Source organism: Streptomyces acidicola (genome assembly GCF_009377235.1).
In the GTDB taxonomy this organism is placed as follows: domain Bacteria; phylum Actinomycetota; class Actinomycetes; order Streptomycetales; family Streptomycetaceae; genus Streptomyces; species Streptomyces acidicola.
Map to the genome: position 1 here is coordinate 37,049 of NZ_VMNX01000030.1, position 18,815 is coordinate 55,863.

At 70.5% G+C, this 18,815-nt stretch carries 16 protein-coding genes and 1 pseudogene; 13 read left to right on the top strand and 4 right to left on the bottom strand.

The features are described from left to right. Positions 1–34 precede the first annotated feature (34 nt). A complete protein-coding gene (locus tag FPZ41_RS11540) occupies positions 35–2,311 on the top strand; it encodes a family 43 glycosylhydrolase (protein WP_152861697.1) in 2,277 nt (758 codons plus the stop codon). Between the two features lie 45 nt (positions 2,312–2,356). Here the strand turns inward: FPZ41_RS11540 and FPZ41_RS50200 are convergent. Further along, positions 2,357–2,869: pseudogene (locus FPZ41_RS50200) on the bottom strand (helix-turn-helix domain-containing protein); the annotation flags it as partial. Positions 2,870–3,110: 241 nt separating this feature from the next. On the opposite strand from FPZ41_RS50200, the gene FPZ41_RS11550 reads away from it, so the two are divergent. The 3 genes from FPZ41_RS11550 (at position 3,111) to FPZ41_RS11560 (ending at position 6,693) form a co-directional block, all read left to right on the top strand. Beyond that, positions 3,111–4,379 (top strand): sensor histidine kinase, encoded by a 1,269-nt coding sequence (locus tag FPZ41_RS11550; protein WP_152861732.1) that lies wholly within the window; start codon positions 3,111–3,113, stop codon positions 4,377–4,379. Further along, positions 4,379–5,023 carry a response regulator transcription factor gene (locus tag FPZ41_RS11555; RefSeq protein ID WP_322620108.1) on the top strand — a complete coding sequence of 215 codons (645 nt, stop codon included), beginning with the start codon at positions 4,379–4,381 and terminating at the stop codon, positions 5,021–5,023. Before FPZ41_RS11550 ends, FPZ41_RS11555 begins: the two co-directional genes overlap by 1 nt. A 146-nt stretch (positions 5,024–5,169) precedes the next feature. Next, positions 5,170–6,693, top strand: coding sequence for a family 43 glycosylhydrolase (locus tag FPZ41_RS11560; protein WP_322620103.1), 1,524 nt, complete (start codon positions 5,170–5,172; stop codon positions 6,691–6,693). Positions 6,694–6,729: 36 nt separating this feature from the next. Here the strand turns inward: FPZ41_RS11560 and FPZ41_RS11565 are convergent, their stop codons facing one another. Then, entirely contained in the window at positions 6,730–7,206 is a 477-nt protein-coding gene (locus FPZ41_RS11565; protein ID WP_152861701.1) for a GNAT family N-acetyltransferase, read from the bottom strand. A gap of 201 nt (positions 7,207–7,407) precedes the next feature. Between FPZ41_RS11565 and FPZ41_RS11570 the strand changes: the two genes are divergently transcribed. Next, positions 7,408–7,749 carry a hypothetical protein gene (locus FPZ41_RS11570; RefSeq protein WP_152861703.1) on the top strand — a complete coding sequence of 114 codons (342 nt, stop codon included), beginning with the start codon at positions 7,408–7,410 and terminating at the stop codon, positions 7,747–7,749. Positions 7,750–7,939: 190 nt separating this feature from the next. Further along, a complete protein-coding gene (locus FPZ41_RS11575; RefSeq protein WP_152861705.1) occupies positions 7,940–8,743 on the top strand; it encodes an exodeoxyribonuclease III in 804 nt (267 codons plus the stop codon). A gap of 82 nt (positions 8,744–8,825) precedes the next feature. Here FPZ41_RS11575 and FPZ41_RS11580 read toward each other — a convergent pair whose 3' ends face one another. Further along, positions 8,826–9,452: a MerR family transcriptional regulator gene (locus tag FPZ41_RS11580; RefSeq protein WP_152861736.1), complete on the bottom strand. Its 627-nt coding sequence runs from the start codon at positions 9,450–9,452 to the stop codon at positions 8,826–8,828. Between the two features lie 184 nt (positions 9,453–9,636). Here FPZ41_RS11580 and FPZ41_RS11585 point away from each other — a divergent pair, with 184 nt between their 5' ends. The 6 genes from FPZ41_RS11585 to FPZ41_RS11610 all read left to right on the top strand — a co-directional run bounded on the left by FPZ41_RS11585 (position 9,637) and on the right by FPZ41_RS11610 (position 17,375). Further along, the gene (locus FPZ41_RS11585; RefSeq protein ID WP_152861707.1) at positions 9,637–11,325 is read left to right on the top strand and encodes a flavin-containing monooxygenase; all 1,689 of its coding nucleotides are present in this window, start codon (positions 9,637–9,639) and stop codon (positions 11,323–11,325) included. Then, entirely contained in the window at positions 11,322–12,317 is a 996-nt protein-coding gene (locus FPZ41_RS11590) for an alpha/beta fold hydrolase (protein WP_322620105.1), read from the top strand. Before FPZ41_RS11585 ends, FPZ41_RS11590 begins: the two co-directional genes overlap by 4 nt. Beyond that, the gene (locus tag FPZ41_RS11595; RefSeq protein ID WP_322620106.1) at positions 12,314–13,231 is read left to right on the top strand and encodes an SDR family oxidoreductase; all 918 of its coding nucleotides are present in this window, start codon (positions 12,314–12,316) and stop codon (positions 13,229–13,231) included. Before FPZ41_RS11590 ends, FPZ41_RS11595 begins: the two co-directional genes overlap by 4 nt. A 156-nt stretch (positions 13,232–13,387) precedes the next feature. Continuing rightward, positions 13,388–13,987, top strand: a complete 600-nt coding sequence (locus FPZ41_RS11600; protein ID WP_152861709.1) for a TetR/AcrR family transcriptional regulator — start codon at positions 13,388–13,390, stop codon at positions 13,985–13,987. A gap of 228 nt (positions 13,988–14,215) precedes the next feature. Next, positions 14,216–16,594: an MMPL family transporter gene (locus FPZ41_RS11605; RefSeq protein WP_322620107.1), complete on the top strand. Its 2,379-nt coding sequence runs from the start codon at positions 14,216–14,218 to the stop codon at positions 16,592–16,594. A gap of 226 nt (positions 16,595–16,820) precedes the next feature. Next, a complete protein-coding gene (locus FPZ41_RS11610; protein WP_152861711.1) occupies positions 16,821–17,375 on the top strand; it encodes a cysteine hydrolase family protein in 555 nt (184 codons plus the stop codon). A gap of 48 nt (positions 17,376–17,423) precedes the next feature. On the opposite strand, the gene FPZ41_RS11615 is transcribed toward FPZ41_RS11610, so the two are convergent. Next, positions 17,424–17,771 (bottom strand): SsgA family sporulation/cell division regulator, encoded by a 348-nt coding sequence (locus FPZ41_RS11615; protein ID WP_152861713.1) that lies wholly within the window; start codon positions 17,769–17,771, stop codon positions 17,424–17,426. 280 nt (positions 17,772–18,051) lie between these two features. On the opposite strand from FPZ41_RS11615, the gene FPZ41_RS11620 reads away from it, so the two are divergent. Further along, positions 18,052–18,815: energy-coupling factor ABC transporter permease (locus FPZ41_RS11620; RefSeq protein ID WP_152861714.1), on the top strand; the 764-nt coding region annotated here is incomplete at its 3' end.

The following is an 18,815-nucleotide window of genomic DNA, read 5'->3' on the forward strand; positions in this document are numbered from 1 at the left end:
GCATCTCCGGTATCCGCAAAGGAGAGTTCCCGACATGACATCGAAGCCGACACGATTCCCCTCGCTCCGGGGCAGATCCGGCGCCGCCCTCCTTGCCCTGCTCATGGTCCTCGGCCTCGGCAGTGCGCATCCCGGACCGGCCGCGGCCGATCCCGCCGATCCGCCCGGGACGTACCAGAACCCCGTGATGGACAACGTCGCGGACGCCTTCTCCGACCCGTCGATCATCCGCGGTAAGGACGGCTACTGGTACGCCTATGCGACCCAGACCAGCATGCGCCGGGACAACCAGGGAGGCCCCTGGGAGTCACAGCACTTCATGCCGATCACACGCTCGGCCGACCTCGTCAACTGGACCTACGTCGGTGACGTCTTCGGGCCCGACAACCACCCGGAGTGGCGCGACTTCGCGAGCACCTACTACTGGGCACCCGACATCCGCTACATCAACGGCACGTACTACCTCTACTACTCGGTCGCCGGCGGCGACAAGAACACCATCGCGCTGGCCACGTCGGACCATCCGGCCGGCCCGTGGAAGGACATCGGTCACCCCGTGCTGCCGTACGGGACGACGGTCAATCAGATCGATCCGTCGGTGTTCGTCGACGCCGACGGCCAGAAGTACCTCTACTACGGCTCGTTCCGCGACGGCGGAATCCAGGCGGTGCGTCTGAACGAGGAGGGCACCGCGCCGGCCGGCGATCCGGTGCAGGTGGTCGGCGCCCGGCGCGGCGAGGCCGCGTACGCGGTGAAGCGCGACGGCTGGTACTACCTGTTCTACTCCGGCCTGGGCTGCTGCGCCCGGGACGAGGGCGCCTATCCGGTGTTCGTCGGGCGGGCCAGGAACCCCATGGGCCCGTTCAAGGACGCCGAGGGCGTCGGCCTGGCCGACCTGCACCCGGGCGGCACGCTCGTCAACGCACCGAACGGCAACAAGTGGGTCGCGACCGGCCATTCGGCGAACGTGGTCGACAAGTCGGGCCAGGACTGGATCCTCACCAATGGATTCGACCGCCACGAGAGTGATCCCAACTGGGGCGGACGGCCGACCATGATGGACCGGCTCGACTGGATCGACGGCTGGCCGACGGTCCGCGCGGGGGCCTGGACCAGCGAGGACCGGCAGACCGCGCCGACGGGCGCATGGGACGCGGGCAGCACCTTCGAGGACGGCCTCGTCCACTTCGACATCCCCGGACACGGCTCCTGGACCACGGGTTCGGATCCCGACTCGGGACGCTATGCCCGCAGCCGGTCCCGGGCCGCGGTCCCGCAGCTGCTGCTGCCGCGTCGGGCCCCGGACGGCGATGTGAGGCTCGAGGCCGACGTCCGGCTGCGCGACGACGAAGGCCGGGTCGGCCTGGTCCTGGCGTCCGCGGGCCCGTCCGACCACGCCGTGGCCTGGCTGGATTCCATCGGCACACTCTCCGTCGAGGTCACCCGGGACCGGAAGGTGGTGCGGAAGCGGACCGCTCGTCTGCACACGAACGCCGATCCGCGGACCTGGCACTCGCTCACGGCCGAGATCCGCGACGGGGCGGCGCATGTACAGGTCAGCTCGGCCATGCTCGACATGCCGCTGGCCGAGCTGACGGTGGACGTGCCCGAGGACTGGCGCCGTGGCGGTGCCGCCTCGACCCGCGGCGCCGGCGAGGTGGACAACGTCGGCGTGACCCGGCTCTACCAGCCGGTGACCGTCAAACAGCCGGACCCCCACATCGGAGCCCGGCTGCCGGAGTACGACGAGGACTTCGACGACAACCAGCTGGACGGCTGGACGTGGTTCGGCCCCGCCGACGGGAAGGTCACCGACGGCCAGTACGTGTGGCCGACGCAGGATGCCGACTTCTCCGGCAAGGGCACCATGGCATCGGCGCTGCTTCGTGACGCTCCGACCGGCACCTACACGGTCGAGACCAAGCTGCACTTCCCGATCACCGACGCCCCCGACGGGCGCAGCCAGGCCGGGATGATCGCCTTCCGGAGCCCGGAGGACTCGATCCATCTGGCCCCGACACGGACCGGCCCGTCACGGCAGGCTTTCCTGTGGATCGGCCGAGACCGTGACAGCTGGCCGGAGATGCAGTTGGGCCCGTCGGCCGACACCATGTGGCTGCGGCTGCGCCACACCGTCGATCCGAAGACCGGCGAACACACATTCCAGCCGGCCACGAGCCGGGACGGGAAGCACTACATCTGGGGTGGGGTCTGGCATCTGCCCGCCGGCTCCGACCCGCGCATCGGCCTCGTCTCCCTGGCCGGTAAGGGCGTGACCGCACGCTTCGACTACGTGCGCTTCTACTCCTGACGAGCTCCGAAGGGTTTCCGACAGGGTGTGCAGGCGCACCGCCACCGAGATATGGAAGAACGACTCCGAGTCCCGCCACGTGCTGCCGAGAAGTCGGGTGATCCTGTCGAGCCGCTCGAGCACGGTGTTGCTGTGCACGCCCATCAGCCGCGCGGTGCGGGCGGGGCCGGCGTCGCAGTCCACGAAGTGATGGAGCGTGGCGAGCAGATCGGTCCCCCGTTCGGCGTCCCAGCGCCGGACGGGGCCGATGATGCGATCGATGAACTGCCGCACGCTGGTGGGGGCGTGCGCGAACAGGGTCGTGTACGGCAGGTAGGCGTCGGCCGCGACCGCGGCCGCCTCGATGCCCGGAGCGGTCAGCACCCGGCTGCAATCCCGGGCCGTGGTGAAACGGCCGCTCAGTTCGTCGAGGCTCTCCGCGGGGGTGCGGCCACGGCCAGCACTTCGCCGACCCCCGTCGCGGCACACAGGCGGTCGCGGACGGCGGTCGCCGCGCGTTGCGGGTCTCTTTCCGGTACGACTGCGAGGACTACGCAGGGCGAGCCGGAACCCGGCCACGGACAGGCCACGCGGAACGCGGGGAGCGGACCGCGGTCGTCATCACGACGCGTCGAAGGAGTTCACCCGTCACGACCGGTGGGCGCCTTCGAACCACCCTCGGCCGTCCCTGGATGTTGTGGTAGGGCCACCTCCACCCCTGCCCCACCCACTGGGCCCATGGCCGCGCGCCCTTCGCCCTTCTACGGTGACCCGTGTGATCCGAACGACCCGTACGCAGCCTCGGAACGTGTGGCAGGCCATGGCCCGGCCGCGCTATCTCGTGTCGTCGTGGCCGTGGCGGGCCGTCGGGTATCTGGTGTCCGGAGTGCTCGCCGGGGCCCTGGTCCTGGTGGGGATCGTGGTGCTCGTGGCGGCCGGCGGGGTGCTGGCCGTCGTGCTGGTCGGGGTGCCCCTTCTCGGGCTCACCGTGCTCGTCGGGGTGCCCGTGGCGTCGATGGAGCGGCGTCGGCTGGGGCTGATCGACCGGGACCCGGTGGCCGGCGCGCATGACGTGCCCACCGGGCCGGGGCCGTGGGTCTGGTACACCACCCGGCTGCGCGAGCAGCTGACCTGGCGGGAACTCGGCTACGCGGTGCTGTTCGCCGGCCTGCTGTGGCCGGTCGAGGCGCTCGTGGCCACGGTGGCCCTGCTCTTCCCGGGGTCGATGGTCGCCGCCCCGCTGCTGATGGCCACGGTGGGCGACGGCCAGGAGGTGAAGGTGCTCAAGCAGTGGACGGTCACCACATGGCCGGGCGCCTTCGGGGTCGCCGTGCTGGGTGTCGTACTGCTGACTGCCGGGGCGTACGTCCTCGGGGTCGCCGCCGGGGCCAGGACCGGGCTGACCCGGCTGCTGATCGCCCCGCGTGACGTGGACCTGGGGGCGAAGGTCGTCGAACTGACCCGTTCCCGGGTGCGGTTGGTGGACGCCTTCGAGGCGGAGCGGCGCCGTATCGAGCGCGATCTCCACGACGGCGCCCAACAGCGCCTGGTCGCACTGACGATGACGCTGGGTCTGGCCCGGCTGGACGCGCCGCCGGGACCGTTGGCCGACCAGCTCGCCCGGGCCCACGCGGAGGCCGGCAACGCCCTGGCCGAACTGCGCGAGCTCGTCCACGGCATCCACCCCAAGGTCCTCGCCGACTTCGGGCTGGAAGCCGCGGTCGGCGACGCAGCGGACCGCAGCCCCGTGCCCGTGGACGTCGACCTGGACCTGGGCCTGTCCGGACGTCTGCCCAGGGCCGTGGAGACGGCCGCGTACTTCGTGGTCTGTGAGGCCCTCGCCAACGTGGCCAGGCACAGCGGGGCGAGCCGGGCGGAGGTGAGCGGCAGGCACGAGGACGGGCGGCTCCACCTCCGGGTGAGCGATGACGGGTGCGGTGGGGCGAGCGCGGACGGCGGCAGCGGGCTGACCGGACTCGCCGACCGGGTGTCGGTCCTCGATGGCAGACTTTCCCTGTCCAGCCCGCCGGGCGGACCGACCCTGCTGAGCGTGGAGATTCCTTGCCGGACCGCCGATCGCTTCGCGTAGTGCTGGCCGAGGACAGCGTGCTGTTGCGGGACGGGCTCACCGGTCTGCTCACCCGCTTCGGCCACGAGGTGGTGGCGGCGGTCGGGGACGCCGAGGCACTGCTCGCCGCGGTCGCCGAGCACGAGCCGGACATCGTGGTCGCGGACGTACGGATGCCCCCGGGCTTCCAGGACGAAGGACTGCGGGCGGCGGTGCGACTGCGCACCCCGGCCGAGGAGGGCCGGCCCGCGCTGCCGGTGCTGGTCCTCAGTCAGTACGTGCAGCGGGAGTACGCCGCCGAGTTGCTGGACTCCGGCGACGGGTCGGGCGTCGGCTATCTGCTCAAGGACCGGGTCGGGCAGGTCGAGGAGTTCGTGGACGCGCTGTGCGAGGTCGCGTCCGGCGGGACGGTCGTCGACCCCGAGGTCGTACGGCAGTTGCTGCGCCGCCGACGCGATCCGCTGTCCCGGCTCACCCCGCGCGAGCGGGAGGTGCTGGCGCTGGTTGCGCAGGGCAGGTCCAACGGCGCCATCGCACGCGAGTTGGTCGTCACCGAGGCCGCCGTCGGCAAGCACATCGGCAGCATCCTCGCCAAGCTGGACCTGCCCCCGGCCGACGACACCCACCGCCGGGTCCTGGCGGTGCTGGCGTTTCTGAGGGCCTGACGACGTGAGGGTGTGAGCGTTCGGGAGTTCTTGTTCCGTCGTCGTATCCATTGACGCCACTCCCGACTCACCTCTACCTTCTGGCCGAAGTTACGCACGAAGTTCGAGATGTCGAACGAACGAGTCGCCGCCGGAAGGGACTTGCCGTGCTCCGCACCCGTACCCGCGCCCGTATCAGCGCCCGCACCCGTCACTGGTCGATCCTCGGGGCGGTCCTGCTGTCCCTGCTCGCGTCGCTCTCACTCGTCGTCACGCAGCCCACCGTCGCGGCCGACGGCAAGCCGTACACCAACCCGGTCAAGGCGCAGAAGGGCGCCGACCCCTGGCTGGAGTACTACAACGGCAGCTACTACCTGGTGACGACCTCGTTCACGGGTGAGCTGACCATGCGGAAGTCACCGACGCTGGCCGGGCTGTCCACCGCACCGAGCGTCCAGGTGTGGTCCGACTCCACCACGGGCCGCAACTCCAACTTCTGGGCGCCCGAGATCCACTTCCTCGACGGCAAGTGGTACCTGTACTACTCCGCGGGCAACCGCGGCACCGCGTGCTGTGACTCGCAGCGCACGCACGTGCTGGAGAGCGCGGGCTCCGACCCGATGGGGCCGTACTCGTACAAGAACAGCCTCACCGGGTCCAACCTCGCTCCCGGCGGCTGGCTCATCGACGCCGGCGTGCTGCGTCACGGAGGCAAGCTGTACCTGGTCGGCAGCGGCTTCATCGGCGGCAGCGCGCAGAGCCTGGTCATCGCGCCCATGAGCAACCCGTACACGTTGGCGAGCTCCACCTTCACGATCATCTCCAGCCCCACGCTGAGCTGGGAGACCTCCGGCGCCCCGGTCAACGAGGGCCCCGAGCCGCTGTACCACGACGGCCGGACCTTCCTGACCTTCTCCGCCAGTTCCTGCCAGACCCCCGACTACAAGCTGGGCCGGCTCGAACTCACCGGCAGCGACCCGCTCAACCCCGCGTCCTGGACCAAGAAGCAGACGCCGGTCTTCCAGCGCAACGACGCTGCCGGGGTCTACGGGCCCGGCCACAACGGGTTCTTCACCTCGCCCGACGGCACCGAGAACTGGATCGTCTACCACGGCAACAGCACGTCGAACGGCGGCTGCGGCAACGCCCGCACCACACGCGCCCAGAAGTTCACATGGAACGCCGACGGCACGCCCGACTTCGGTACGCCCGTGGCGCTCGCCACCACCCTGGCCGGCCCCTCCGGGGAGACCGCGACGACCCCGACCGCATACACGCTGGTCAACCGCAACAGCGGCAAGTGCCTGGACGTCAACGGCGGCGGCACCGCCGACGGCGCGAACATCCTCCAGTGGACGTGCAACGGCGGCGCCAACCAGAAGTGGCGCATCGAGGACATGGCCGACGACACCAGCCGCCTGGTGAACGTGGCCACCGGCAAGGTCATGGACGTCGCCGACTGCTCCTCCGCCGACGGCGCCGACATCCGCCAGTGGTCCTGGCTCAACAACGACTGCCAGCGGTACCGGCTCGCCTACACCGGCGGCGACCACGTCCGGATCGTCAACGCCGCCACCGGCAAGGTCGCCGACGTCGCCGACTGCGGCACGGGCGACGGCGTGGACGTGCGCCAGTGGAGCTGGCTGAACAACAACTGCCAGCAGTGGCGGATCGTGCCGACCACCGCCTGAGCCCGGCGGTAGGCAACGGGCGCAAATGACGGGCGCCTACAGCTGCTTCGCGAAGCACATGCTCAGCTCGTGGAAGCGGTAGTAGCCGAACTTGGCGCACGGCTCGTAGCCGCTGGAGGTGTAGAGGCCGACGGCCTCGGGCTGCTTGGCGCCCGTCTCCAGCACCATGCGGATACGGCCCGCCGCGCGGGCGTCGTCCTCCAGGGCGGCCAGGATGCGGCGGGCCAGCCCCTTGCCGCGCGCCTCCTCGACGACGTACATCCGCTTGAGCTCGGCGTCCCCGTCCAGGTTCCCCTCGCTGTTCTCGTCCTGAGCGCGCCAGCCGCCCGTCGCCACGGCCGTGCCGGACTCGTCGTAGGCGATGAGGTACAGGCCCCGCGGTGGCTCGAAGTCGGCCCGGTCGAGCGGGGTGGCGTCGCCGTCGTCCTCGTACCGGACGGCGTACTCGGCCTGCACCTGGTCGTTGAGTCTGACGGCGTCCGGGTGGTCGAAGGAGACGGCACGTATATTCATGCCGGATATCGTACATCTATGCGGTCTGGCGACTGGCGTCGCCCGTCCCGTCTCGTCGCCCCCTCGGTAACGGCGTCGGCGAGGTCGAACAGGTCGCGCCCGACGGCGAGGGTGGCGTCGATGTCGCGGTGAGCTGCTGCTCGGCACGGCGTACGGACCCCGTACCGTTCTCGGCGATGTCGTTGTGCGGGAGAGGCGAGCATGGGGCGCGGGTGGGGTTGGCTGGGCATCGCCGTGGGTGCGGCCGCGGTGCTGGCGCTGCTGGCGATACCCAACGGCAGTGGGGGCAATGCGTACGGCGGCGCCATATGCGCGTCGGTGATCGGGGGTCCGGACGGTGATCAGCCCATCGTCACGCTCGTGAGCGGGGTCGACGAGGCGGACACCAAGGAGGCCATTCGCACCGGCCTGCTGGATTGCGAACGCCTGCGAGGCAGCCGCCTCGGCTGGGCCCTGGCGGTGGCCACCCCCACGGCCGTACTTCTCGGCGGTCTCCTGGCCACCCTCCCGCCCCGGGGCCGTCGGGCGGAGGGCGTCCTGTAGGGCGACGCTCCCCACCCGCGGTGCGAAACTGCGTCCTGCGGCAGCTTGCCCGACCTGTGGTCGTCGAACGCACTGACGGGGGTGTGAGGGTAGCCGTGCATCCCATGTGGGAGCCGGACCCATGGGAGGAGACACAGGGCGACATGCGCGCCGGGTAGCGTACGTGTCCGCTGTTACACGGGAGAGTGCTTTGCTGACTGTGACCTCTGTGAATGTGAACGGGCTCCGGGCCGCCGCGAAGAAGGGCTTCGTGGAGTGGCTCGCGGGAACCTCCGCGGACGTGCTGTGTCTGCAGGAGGTGCGCGCCGAGCCCCAGCAGCTGCCGGCGGAGGTCCGGGAGCCGGACGGCTGGCACGTCGTGCACGCGCCCGCCGCCGCGAAGGGCCGGGCCGGGGTGTCCCTCTACACCCGCCGTGAACCCGAGCGTGTCCAGATCGGTTTCGGCTCGGCCGAGTTCGACGGGAGCGGCCGGTACGTGGAGGCCGACCTGCCCGGCGTCACCGTCGCCAGCCTCTACCTGCCCTCCGGTGAGGTCGGCACCGAGCGGCAGGACGAGAAGGTGCGGTTCATGGGGGAGTTCCTCGCCTACCTGAAGGAACTGCGCGAGCGCTCCGCCGCCGACGGGCGCCATGTCGTGGTCTGCGGCGACTGGAACATCGCCCACCAGCAGGCCGACCTGAAGAACTGGCGCGGGAACCAGAAGAACTCCGGGTTCCTGCCGGAGGAGCGCGAGTGGCTCGGGCGCGTCCTCGACCCCGACGAGGGCGGGTACGTCGATGTCGTCCGGGCTCTTCATCCGGACGTTGAGGGTCCGTACACGTGGTGGTCGTACCGGGGGCGGGCCTTTGACAATGATTCAGGTTGGAGGATCGACCTCGCCGTCGCGACTCCCGGACTTGCCCGGCGTGCGGTCAAGGCATACGTGGAGCGGGCCGCCAGCCATGCGGAGCGCTGGTCGGACCATGCTCCGGTGACCGTGGTCTTCGAGTCCTGAGCCTTTGGACTCTGAGTCCGGGGCCTTGAGCCCTCAGCCCTCAGCCCTCAGCTCTGAGCTCTGAGGGGAACGGTGCGGGGCGTTACCGCTGCCTCTGCAACCACCGGTCCAGCGCCATCGACACCTCCGCTTCCACTACGCTCTTGGCCAGTGGTCGCAGCCTCTGGAGGTCCTCGGTCGTTCGGCCGGGCTGGGCGAGGACGAGTTCGGTGAAGAGTTCGGCCAGCGCGTCGGCGTGGGACCGGACCTGTTTGGCGGCCGCCAGCACGTCGGCGAGCGGGATGCCCTCGCGCACCAGGGCCGCCGAGGTGTCCAGGAGGCGGCGGCTGATGTGGACGATCTCACCGCCGTCGGTGCCGAGATAGCCGAGGTCCAGGGCGGCGGCGAGGTTCTCGGGGGTCGCCTGGCCGCCGAAGCGGTCGGCGAGTTCCTCGGGGGAGAGCCGGACCGGCACCTCCTCGGAGGGGGCGCCCAGGCCGAGCAGTTCGGCCACGTCGCGGCCGTGGTCGAAGGCCTCGGCGAGTTCGGCTATGCCACTGAGGGTGTGGCCGCGTTCCAGGAGGGCCGCGATCGTGTGCAGTCGGGCCAGGTGTGTGTCGTCGTACCAGGCGATACGGCCCTCGCGGCGGGGCGGCGGGATCAGCTTGCGCTCCCGGTAGAAGCGCACGGTGCGCACTGTGATGCCGGCCACCTCGGCCAGTTCCTCCATGCGGTACTCGCGTCGTCCGCCGTGTTCTCCCGATCGGTCAGCCACGCCAGAAGCCTATGTTGTGCCGTCGGTAACTTCGTGGTTCCGCCCCCTACCCAGCAGTACGGTCCTGCCTTACCCTCCCCATTGCGCCAGTGTTCACTGGCGCGGTAGCGAGGCCGGTGCGAGGCAAGGAGGCGTCGGGATGGCCGAGCAGGGGCAGGAACGGGGGCGGGGGCGACAGGGGGATCGCGAGGGCGACGGGCATAACGCGCCTGGCGGGCTTAACGGTCTTAATGGACGTAGCGGACTTAATGGGCGTAATGGCCGTGATGGGCGTGGGCTTGAGCACGGGCGCGAACATGTGCGGGTGGCCGTCGTGGGCACCGGGTTCGGCGGGCTGGGCGCCGCCGTGCGGTTGCGGCGCGCCGGCGTCACCGACTTCGTCGTCCTGGAACGGGCCGACTCCGTAGGCGGCACCTGGCGCGACAACAGCTACCCGGGCTGCGCCTGTGACGTGCCGTCCCACCTCTACTCGTTCTCCTTCGCGCCCAATCCCGACTGGCCGCGCACCTTCTCCGGGCAGGAGCACATCCGCGCCTACCTCGAGCGCGTCGCGGACGTGTTCCGGCTTCGCCCGCACATCCGCTTCAACTCGGAGGTGAAGCGGATGACATGGGACAGCGAGCGGCTCTGGTGGGACATCGAGACCAGCAGCGGTCGGCTGTGCGCCGATGTCGTCGTCTCCGCCACCGGCCCCCTCTCCGACCCGAGAATTCCGGATGTACCCGGGATCGACTCCTTTCCCGGCAAGGTCTTCCACTCGGCCCGCTGGGACCACGACTACGACCTGCGCGGCAAGCGGGTCGCGATGGTCGGCACGGGCGCGTCCGCCATCCAGATCGTGCCGGAGATCCAGCCGAGGGTCGGCCGCCTCACCCTCTTCCAGCGCACGCCGCCGTGGGTGATGCCCCGCGTCGACCGTGCCATCGGCGGCATCGAGCGCCGGCTGCACAGGCAACTGCCTTTCACCACCCGGCTCAGGCGCGGATTCCTGTGGGGGGTAAGGGAGTTGCAGGTCCAGGCGTTCACCAAGCACCCGGGTGAGCTGGGCCTGATCGAGCGCATGGCCGAGCGGAACATGGCCCGCGCCGTCAAGGACCCGGCCCTGCGCGCGAAACTCACGCCCGACTACCGCATCGGCTGCAAGCGCATCCTGCTGTCGAACACCTACTACCCGGCGCTGACGCGGCCCAACGTCGACGTCGTGGCCTCCTCACTCGCCGAGATCGACGGCTCCACCGTCATTGCCGCCGACGGCACCCGCGCCGAGGTCGACGCCATCGTGTTCGGCACCGGCTTCCACGTCACCGACATGCCCATCGCCGAACGGGTCGTGGGCGCGGACGGGCGCACACTCGCCGAAGCCTGGGCGGAGGACGGCATGCGGTCCCTGCGCGGAGCCTCGGCCGCCGGCTTCCCCAACTGGTTGACGGTCATCGGTCCCAACACGGGACTCGGGAACTCCAGCATGATCCTGGTGATCGAGTCCCAGCTGAACTACATGGTCGACTTCCTGCGGCAGTTGGGGGCGCTCGGCGGCCGCGTCGCCCTCGACGCCCGCCCGTCCGCCGTCACCGCCTGGAACCTCAGGGTCCAGGAACGCATGAAGCGCACCGTGTGGAGCACGGGCGGCTGCACCAGTTGGTACCTCGACGCGAGCGGCCGCAACACGACCATCTGGCCGGGCACGACAACGGAGTTCCGGGGTGCCACGCGCCGCGTGCACCTGGGCGAGTACGAGGTGCTGCGCGGGCCGGACCCGTCGGCTGCCGCACTCCGACCGGCCACGGACAAGTCCCGTACGACGAGGAAGACGGAGGCAGGGGCGTGACCCGACTGACGAGTGTGAAGAGCGGCCCGTACGCCCCGCCCGTCCCCGTACGGGAGGTGACCGCGGTCTCCGCCGACGGCGCCCGGCTGCACGTGGAGGTGCACGGTCCGGAGGACGGACCCGCCGTGGTGCTCGCCCATGGCTGGACCTGCTCGACCGCCTTCTGGGCGGCGCAGATCCGGGACCTGGCCGCCGACCACCGGGTGATCGCCTACGACCAGCGCGGCCACGGGCGCACCCCGGCCGCCACCACCTGCAGCACGGACACGCTCGCCGACGACCTGGAGGCGGTGCTGACGGTCACGCTCGCACCCGGTGAACAGGCCGTGGTCGCGGGCCACTCCATGGGCGGGATGACCGTGATGGCCGCCTCCGCGCGGCCGGCTTTCCAGGAGCACGTCTCGGCGGCCCTGCTGCTCAGCACGGGCAGTTCGAACCTCGTCGCCGAGTCACTCGTCGTCCCGATCCGCCCGGGACGGCTGCGCACCTGGCTCACCCGGAAGCTGCTCGGCTTCCGGTTTCCGCTCGGGCCGGTCACACCGGTCGCCAAGGCGGTCCTCAAGTACGGGACGATGGGCGCCGGTGCGTCGCCGCTGATGGTCGAGGCGTGTGCGCGTATCGCGCACGCTTGCCCGAGCCGAGTGCGTTACACCTGGGCGCACGTGCTCGATCTGCTCGACCTCGACGACGGCGTACGGGAGTTGCGGGTGCCCACGGCCATCGTTGTCGGTACGTCGGACCGGCTGACCCCGCCCGTGCACTCGCGTGCGATGGCCGCCGCGCTGCCCGAGTGCGTCGGCCTCACCGAGCTGACGGGCGTCGGGCACATGACGCCGGTGGAGGCGCCCGAGCTGGTGTGCTCGCGGATCAGGGAGCTCGTCACCACGTATGTCACCAGCGCGAGCGGGGCCGGAGCCAGTGCCGGGGCTGGGGCCGGTACCGGCCTCGGTATCGGCATGGGTATGGGCATCGGCGAGGAGGCGAGTGCGTGAGCGACAGGGGGAGGGACAGAGGGAAGGGCAGGGGGAAGGGCAGGGGGAGCCTGGCCGGGCGGGTCGCGGTCGTCACGGGCGCCGCGCGGGGCGTCGGTGAACTCCTCGCCCGCAAGCTCTCGGCGCGTGGCGTCAAGGTCGCCCTCGTCGGCCTCGAACCGGACGCGCTGAAGCAGGTCTCGGAGCGGCTGCACGGTGAGAGCGCGTACTGGCACGCCGACGTCACCGACCAGGAGGCCATGACGCGGGTGGCCCGGGAGGTGAAGGAACGCTTCGGCAGGATCGACGTCGTGGTCGCCAACGCGGGGGTCGCGAGCGCCGGTCCCTTCGCCGCCTCCGACCCCGAGGCGTGGCGCCGGGTCATCGAGGTGAACCTTGTGGGCTCGGCGGTCACGGCCCGCGCCTTCCTGCCCGAGCTGATGGCGAGCCGGGGCTATCTGCTCCAGGTCGCCTCGCTCGCGGCGATCACCCCGGCGCCCATGATGAGCGCGTACTGCGCCTCCAAGTCGGGTGTGGAGGCGTACGCGCACTGCCTGCGCGCCGAGGTGGGACACAAGGGGGTGGGTGTCGGGGTGGCGTACCTGTCGTGGACCGACACGGACATGGTGCGGGGCGCCGATCAGGACGACGTCATGCGGGAGTTGCGGCAGCGGCTGCCGTGGCCGGCCGGGAAGACGTATCCGCCGGGCCCTGCGGTCGACCGGCTCGTGGCGGGCATCGAACGGCGGTCGGCGCACGTCTACGGCCAGTGGTGGCTGCGCGGGATGCAGGGTGTGCGGGGATACCTGCCCGGGATCATCGCGACGGTCGGGCGGCGGGACATTCGGAGGTTCGAGCCGCGGCTGACGGGCGTTCGTACGGGGCTGGTGGGGGCGGGGGGAGCGGCGGACGAGCGGGAGCGCGGCACCGCGTGACCCAGGACACGTACGAAACCGTTTCGTTTCGCTGAGTCTCGGGGTATCGTCATGGGTGTACGAAACCGTTTCGTTCGGAACGGTGTCGGGCGGCAGTGCTCCCACTAGGCTGTCCCCGGGCCGGCCCGAACACGGAGTGGGAAAGAGGAGAGTGGGATGACTGAGACCGCGACGGTGCGCCGCAGTCGGATCACGCCCGAGCGCGAGGCCGAGCTGTACACGGCCGTGCTCGACCTGCTCCGGGAAGTCGGCTACGACGCCCTGACCATGGACGCCGTGGCCGCCCGCACCCGCTCCAGCAAGGCCACCCTCTACCGCCAGTGGGGCGGCAAGGCCGAACTGGTGGCGAAGGCCATGCGGTTCAGCAAGCCGGGCGGCTTCGCCGACGTCGACACCGGGTCGCTGAGAGGCGATCTCCACGCCCTCGTCGGGCGTGCGGACGACTGCGTCATCGAACAGAACTCCGCGCTGATGCGGGGCCTGTTCATGGTGGTGCACACGAACCCCGAACTGCTGCAGGCATTCCGGGAGTTCCTCATCGATCCGGAGATGGCGGAGTTCCGCCGGATGGTCCAGCGTGCCGTCGACCGGGGAGAAGTCCCTGCGGACAGCCCGGCGATCGAGTACGTGGTGCACATGATGCTCGGTGCCTTCGTCACCCGGACGCTGCTCGACGAGCTGCCGCCGACGCAGGAGTTCGCCCTTTCGTACATCGACGCCGTGATCCTCCCCGCCCTCGGCGTGCGAACCCACTGAAAACCCGGACTCACTGAGAACCCGAACTCACTGAAAACCCCACAGTCACTGCCTCACCGGCAGCTGAGTACCACCTGACGCGACCGCTCACGTCGTCGGGCTGATCAGCCCTGTCCCCGCACGGGCACACCGACCCCGCCTCCCCGCGAGTCGATCACCCCTGCCCTCCTACGGGCTGATCTCCCCTGCCCGCATGCTCATCCACGACCTGAACGGGAGTACGCCCCCGTGGCCACGTTCCTCTACAAACTCGGCCGACTCGCCTTCCGGCGACGGCATTTCGTCGCCCTGATCTGGGTGGCCCTGCTGATCCTCGCCGGCGTCGGGGCGGCAAGCGCGCCCGCCGCGGGCTCCGCCTCGTTCTCGATCCCCGGCACCGAGGCCCAGAAGACCTTCGACCTGCTGGAACAGCGGTTCCCCGGCTCCAGCGCCGACGGAGCGACCGCGCGCGTCGTGTTCAAGGCGCCCGCGGGGGAGAAGATGACGGACGCCGGCAACAAGGCGACCGTCGAGCAGGCCGTCAGGGAACTGGGCACCGGCTCCGAGGTCGCCTCCGTGACCGACCCGTACAAGACCAGGTCCCTCAGCAAGGACGGGACGATCGCGTACGCGCAGGTCAGCTACAAGGTCCCCGGCATGGAGCTGGAGGACTCCTCCAAGGGTGCCCTGGAGACGAGCGCGGACGACGCCCGGGATGCCGGGCTGACCGTGGAGATCGGCGGTGACGCGCTCCAGGCGGTCCCGGCCACCGGCGCCGCCGAGATCATCGGCATCGCCGTCGCCGCGGTCGTCCTGGTCGTCACCCTCGGGTCGCTGGTCGCGGCCGGACTGCCGCTGCTGACCGCGATCATCGGTGTGGGTATCGGCGTCGCGACCATCACCGCTCTCGCCAACGCACTCGACCTCGGCAGCACGACCTCGATTCTCGCGTCGATGATCGGCCTCGCCGTCGGCATCGACTACGCGCTGTTCATCGTGTCCCGGTACCGGGGCGAGCTGGCCGAGGGCCGTGAGCGCGAGGACGCGGCCGGGCGGGCCGTCGGCACCGCGGGCTCGGCGGTGGTCTTCGCGGGTCTGACGGTCGTGATCGCCCTCGTCGGCCTCGCCGTCGTCAACATCCCGATGCTGACCAAGATGGGCATCGCGGCGGCGGGCACGGTCGCCATCGCCGTCCTCATCGCGCTGACCATGATCCCGGCGCTGCTCGGGTACGCGGGCCGCAGGGTCCAGCCGGCGGGCGGGAAGAGCAGGCTGCTGGGCCGGGGGAAGGCCGCGAAGAACGCGGGGACCCGGGAGACCACAGGGACTCCGGAGTCCGGGAGGAACGCGGCGAGCCCGGCGACCGCGAAGGACGAGGCCGGTGCGGCCGGTGCGGCCGGAGCGATCGGCACGGAGAACGCTCAGGGCTCCGCGATCCCGCAGCGCTCGGCGACCCCCCAGGCCGACGAGGCCAAGCCCAACATGGGAACCCGCTGGGCGAGGTTCGTCGTCCGCCGTCCGATCGCCGTGCTCGTGCTCGCCGTGGTCGGTCTCGGCGCGGCGGCCCTCCCGGCGGCCCAGCTGGAGCTGGGCCTGCCCGACGACGGCTCGCAGCCGACGTCCACGACGCAGCGCCGGGCGTACGACCTGCTCTCGGAGGGCTTCGGCCCCGGCTTCAACGGTCCGCTGATGGTCGTGGTGGACGCCAAGTCCAGCGACGACCCGAAGGCGGCCGCCACCACGGTGTCGGACGAGATCAAGGGCCTGAAGGGCGTCGTGTCCGTCGCGCCCGCCACGTTCAACAAGTCCGGTGACACCGCGATGATCACCGTGATCCCGGACTCCAAGCCGTCCTCGACGCAGACCGAGGACCTGGTGCACGAGATCCGTGACGCGGGCGCGGACATCAAGGCCGACACGGACGCAACGGTCCTGGTCACCGGCGCCACGGCGATGAACATCGACTTCTCGCAGAAGCTGAACGACGCGCTGCTCCCGTACCTTGCACTGGTGGTGGGCCTCGCGTTCCTGCTCCTGATCGTGGTCTTCCGCTCGATCCTGGTCCCGCTGAAGGCGGCCCTCGGCTTCCTCCTCAGCGTGCTCGCCGCACTCGGCGCGGTGGTGGCCGTCTTCCAGTGGGGCTGGCTGTCCGGCCTCATGGGCGTCGAGGAGACCGGCCCGATCATGTCCATGATGCCGATCTTCATGGTCGGTGTGGTGTTCGGCCTGGCGATGGACTACGAGGTGTTCCTCGTGACCCGGATGCGCGAGGCGTATGTCCACGGTGAGCGCCCCGGGCAGGCGGTGGTGACCGGCTTCAAGCACGGCGCCCGGGTCGTCACGGCCGCGGCGGTCATCATGATGGCGGTCTTCGCGGGCTTCATCGGCTCCACCGAGCAGATGGTCAAGATGATCGGCTTCGGCCTCGCCGTCGCCGTCTTCTTCGACGCCTTCATCGTCCGCATGACCATCGTCCCGGCGGTGCTCGCGCTGCTCGGCAAGAAGGCCTGGTGGCTGCCGAAGTGGCTGGACCGCGCACTGCCGAACGTCGACATCGAGGGCGAGGGCCTGCGCGACACGTCCGACGACCGTCCGAAGGACGAGGACCGGGAGCTCGTGCGCGTCTGACGCGACGGCTTCGGTCCCGGGGAAGACGGCCCCGGTGACGACGGGGCGGTGAGGACCAGCCGGTGAGGGCTCCGTGGGGACGGAGTGCCCTCACCGGCTTCTCTCTGTGCACAGCTGTGCACCAGCGGGGCCGTTGTCAGTGGCCGGGGCTAGCGTGATCCCCGATGGAAGCCCGTTCACAGAACGCAGGCCCGTGCACTGAACCATGCACAGAGGGGACAGCACCATGACCACACTGCCGGACCGACCCAACACCGCCCTGTTGGTGATCGACGTCCAGAAGGGTGTCGTGGACGAGGCGCACCAGCGTGACGCCGTCGTCGCCAACATCGGCAAGCTCGTCGAAAAGGCCCGCTCGGAGGGTGTCACGGTCGTCTGGGTCCAGCACTCCGACGAGCACCTGGCGAAGGGGAGCGACGCCTGGGAGTACGTCCCGGAGCTGACCCGCCAGGAGCCGGAGCCGGTGGTGCACAAGACGTTCGGCGACTCCTTCGAGGACACCGATCTGGAGGAGGTCCTGGCCGGGGCCGGCGTCGGGCGCCTGGTCGTGACCGGCGCGCAGACGGACGCCTGCATCCGGTCCACGATCCACGGCGCCTTCGTCCGCGGCTACGACGTGACCCTCGTCGCCGACGCGCACACGGCATCGGACAACAGCGCGTGGGGCTCCCCGCCGCCGGACCAGGTCATCGCCCACACGAACCTCTACTGGCGGTTCCAGTCGGCACCCGGCCGCACGGCCGTCGTTGCCGGGACGGAGGACGTGGGGTTCGGCGACTGAGCGCACCCGGCGCGGGGGCGGGCGCGGCCGTGGTCGGTCACGCTCCGTTCAGACACGCCCCGTCATGTACGTCCTGCGAAGGAAGCGGATCAGGGTCTTCGCGTCGAACTGCATGACCTCCACGCCCTCGGACGAATGGAACTCCATGATCGCCTGGACGCGGCCGCAGGGCCACATGCTCACGGCGCCGCTGCTGGCGGGGGTGCGCAGGCCGCGTTCCATGAGGTCACGGGAGACCTGCCAGTCCTGGGGTCCCTCGTGGATGCCGGGGAGGTTGACGTGGACGGAGCGGGGATCGGCCTCGGAGTCGTAGCGGAGGAGCACCCGCACCGTGTCCTCGGACCCCACGGAGTCCGTGACGACGTGGGCTCGTGCGTACTGCTCGACAACGGACATCGGACGACTCCCTTGCGCTGAGCGACCCAAGCGGAAGTTGGGATTCCGAAGCTGTGATTCCGCAGCCGTGGACCAACAACCGTGATTCCGCTATTTGTCCAATGTCGCATATTTTGCGAAGCCGGGCCGGGGGGCGCCTGCGCCCGCGACCGGTTATTGGCCGCTGTGCGCTCTTGCGAAAGGTTCGCAACAAGGCTCTATCATCGTACGGTTCCAGCCAGCCCGCCGAACCCTACACAGCCGATCGCGGCCCCACCCGAGCAGGAGAGCGAGCCCTCCCATGCATGTGCCCGACGGATTCATCAACGCCCCCGTCTCGGCGGCCGCCGGAGTCGTCGCGGCGGGTGCCGTGGCCGTGAGCCTCCGTGGCGCCCGGCGTGAACTGGACGAACGGACGGCGCCGCTCGCCGGGCTGGTCGCCGCGTTCATCTTCGCCGTGCAGATGCTGAACTTCCCGGTCGCCGCGGGCACCAGTGGGCATCTGCTGGGTGGGGCACTCGCCGCGATACTCGTGGGCCCCTTCACAGGGGTCCTGTGCGTGTCCGTCGTGCTGCTCATGCAGGGCATCCTGTTCGCGGACGGCGGCCTCACCGCGCTCGGCGTGAACATCACCGTGATGGGGGTCGTGACGACCGTCGTCGGGTACGCCGTCTTCCGCGGACTGGTGAAGGTCCTGCCGAAGAAGCGGCGCTCGGCCACCGTCTCGGCCTTCGCCGCCGCCCTGCTCTCCGTGCCCGCGGCCGCCGCCGCCTTCACGCTCGTCTACGCCGTCGGCGGCACCACGGACGTACCGATCGGGCAGGTCCTCACCGCGATGGTCGGCGTCCACGTCCTCATCGGCATCGGTGAGGCCACGATCACCGCGCTCACGGTCGGCGCCGTCATTGCCGTACGGCCGGACCTGGTGTACGGCGCCCGCGGCCTGACCGCCCCGCTGAAGCTGCGCGTGAACGGCGAACTCGTCGACGCCCCGGCCGCTTCCGCTTCCGCCCAGCCCGTCCCCGTCGCCGCCCTCCCCCACTCTCGGCTTCGCTCGAGCGGGGG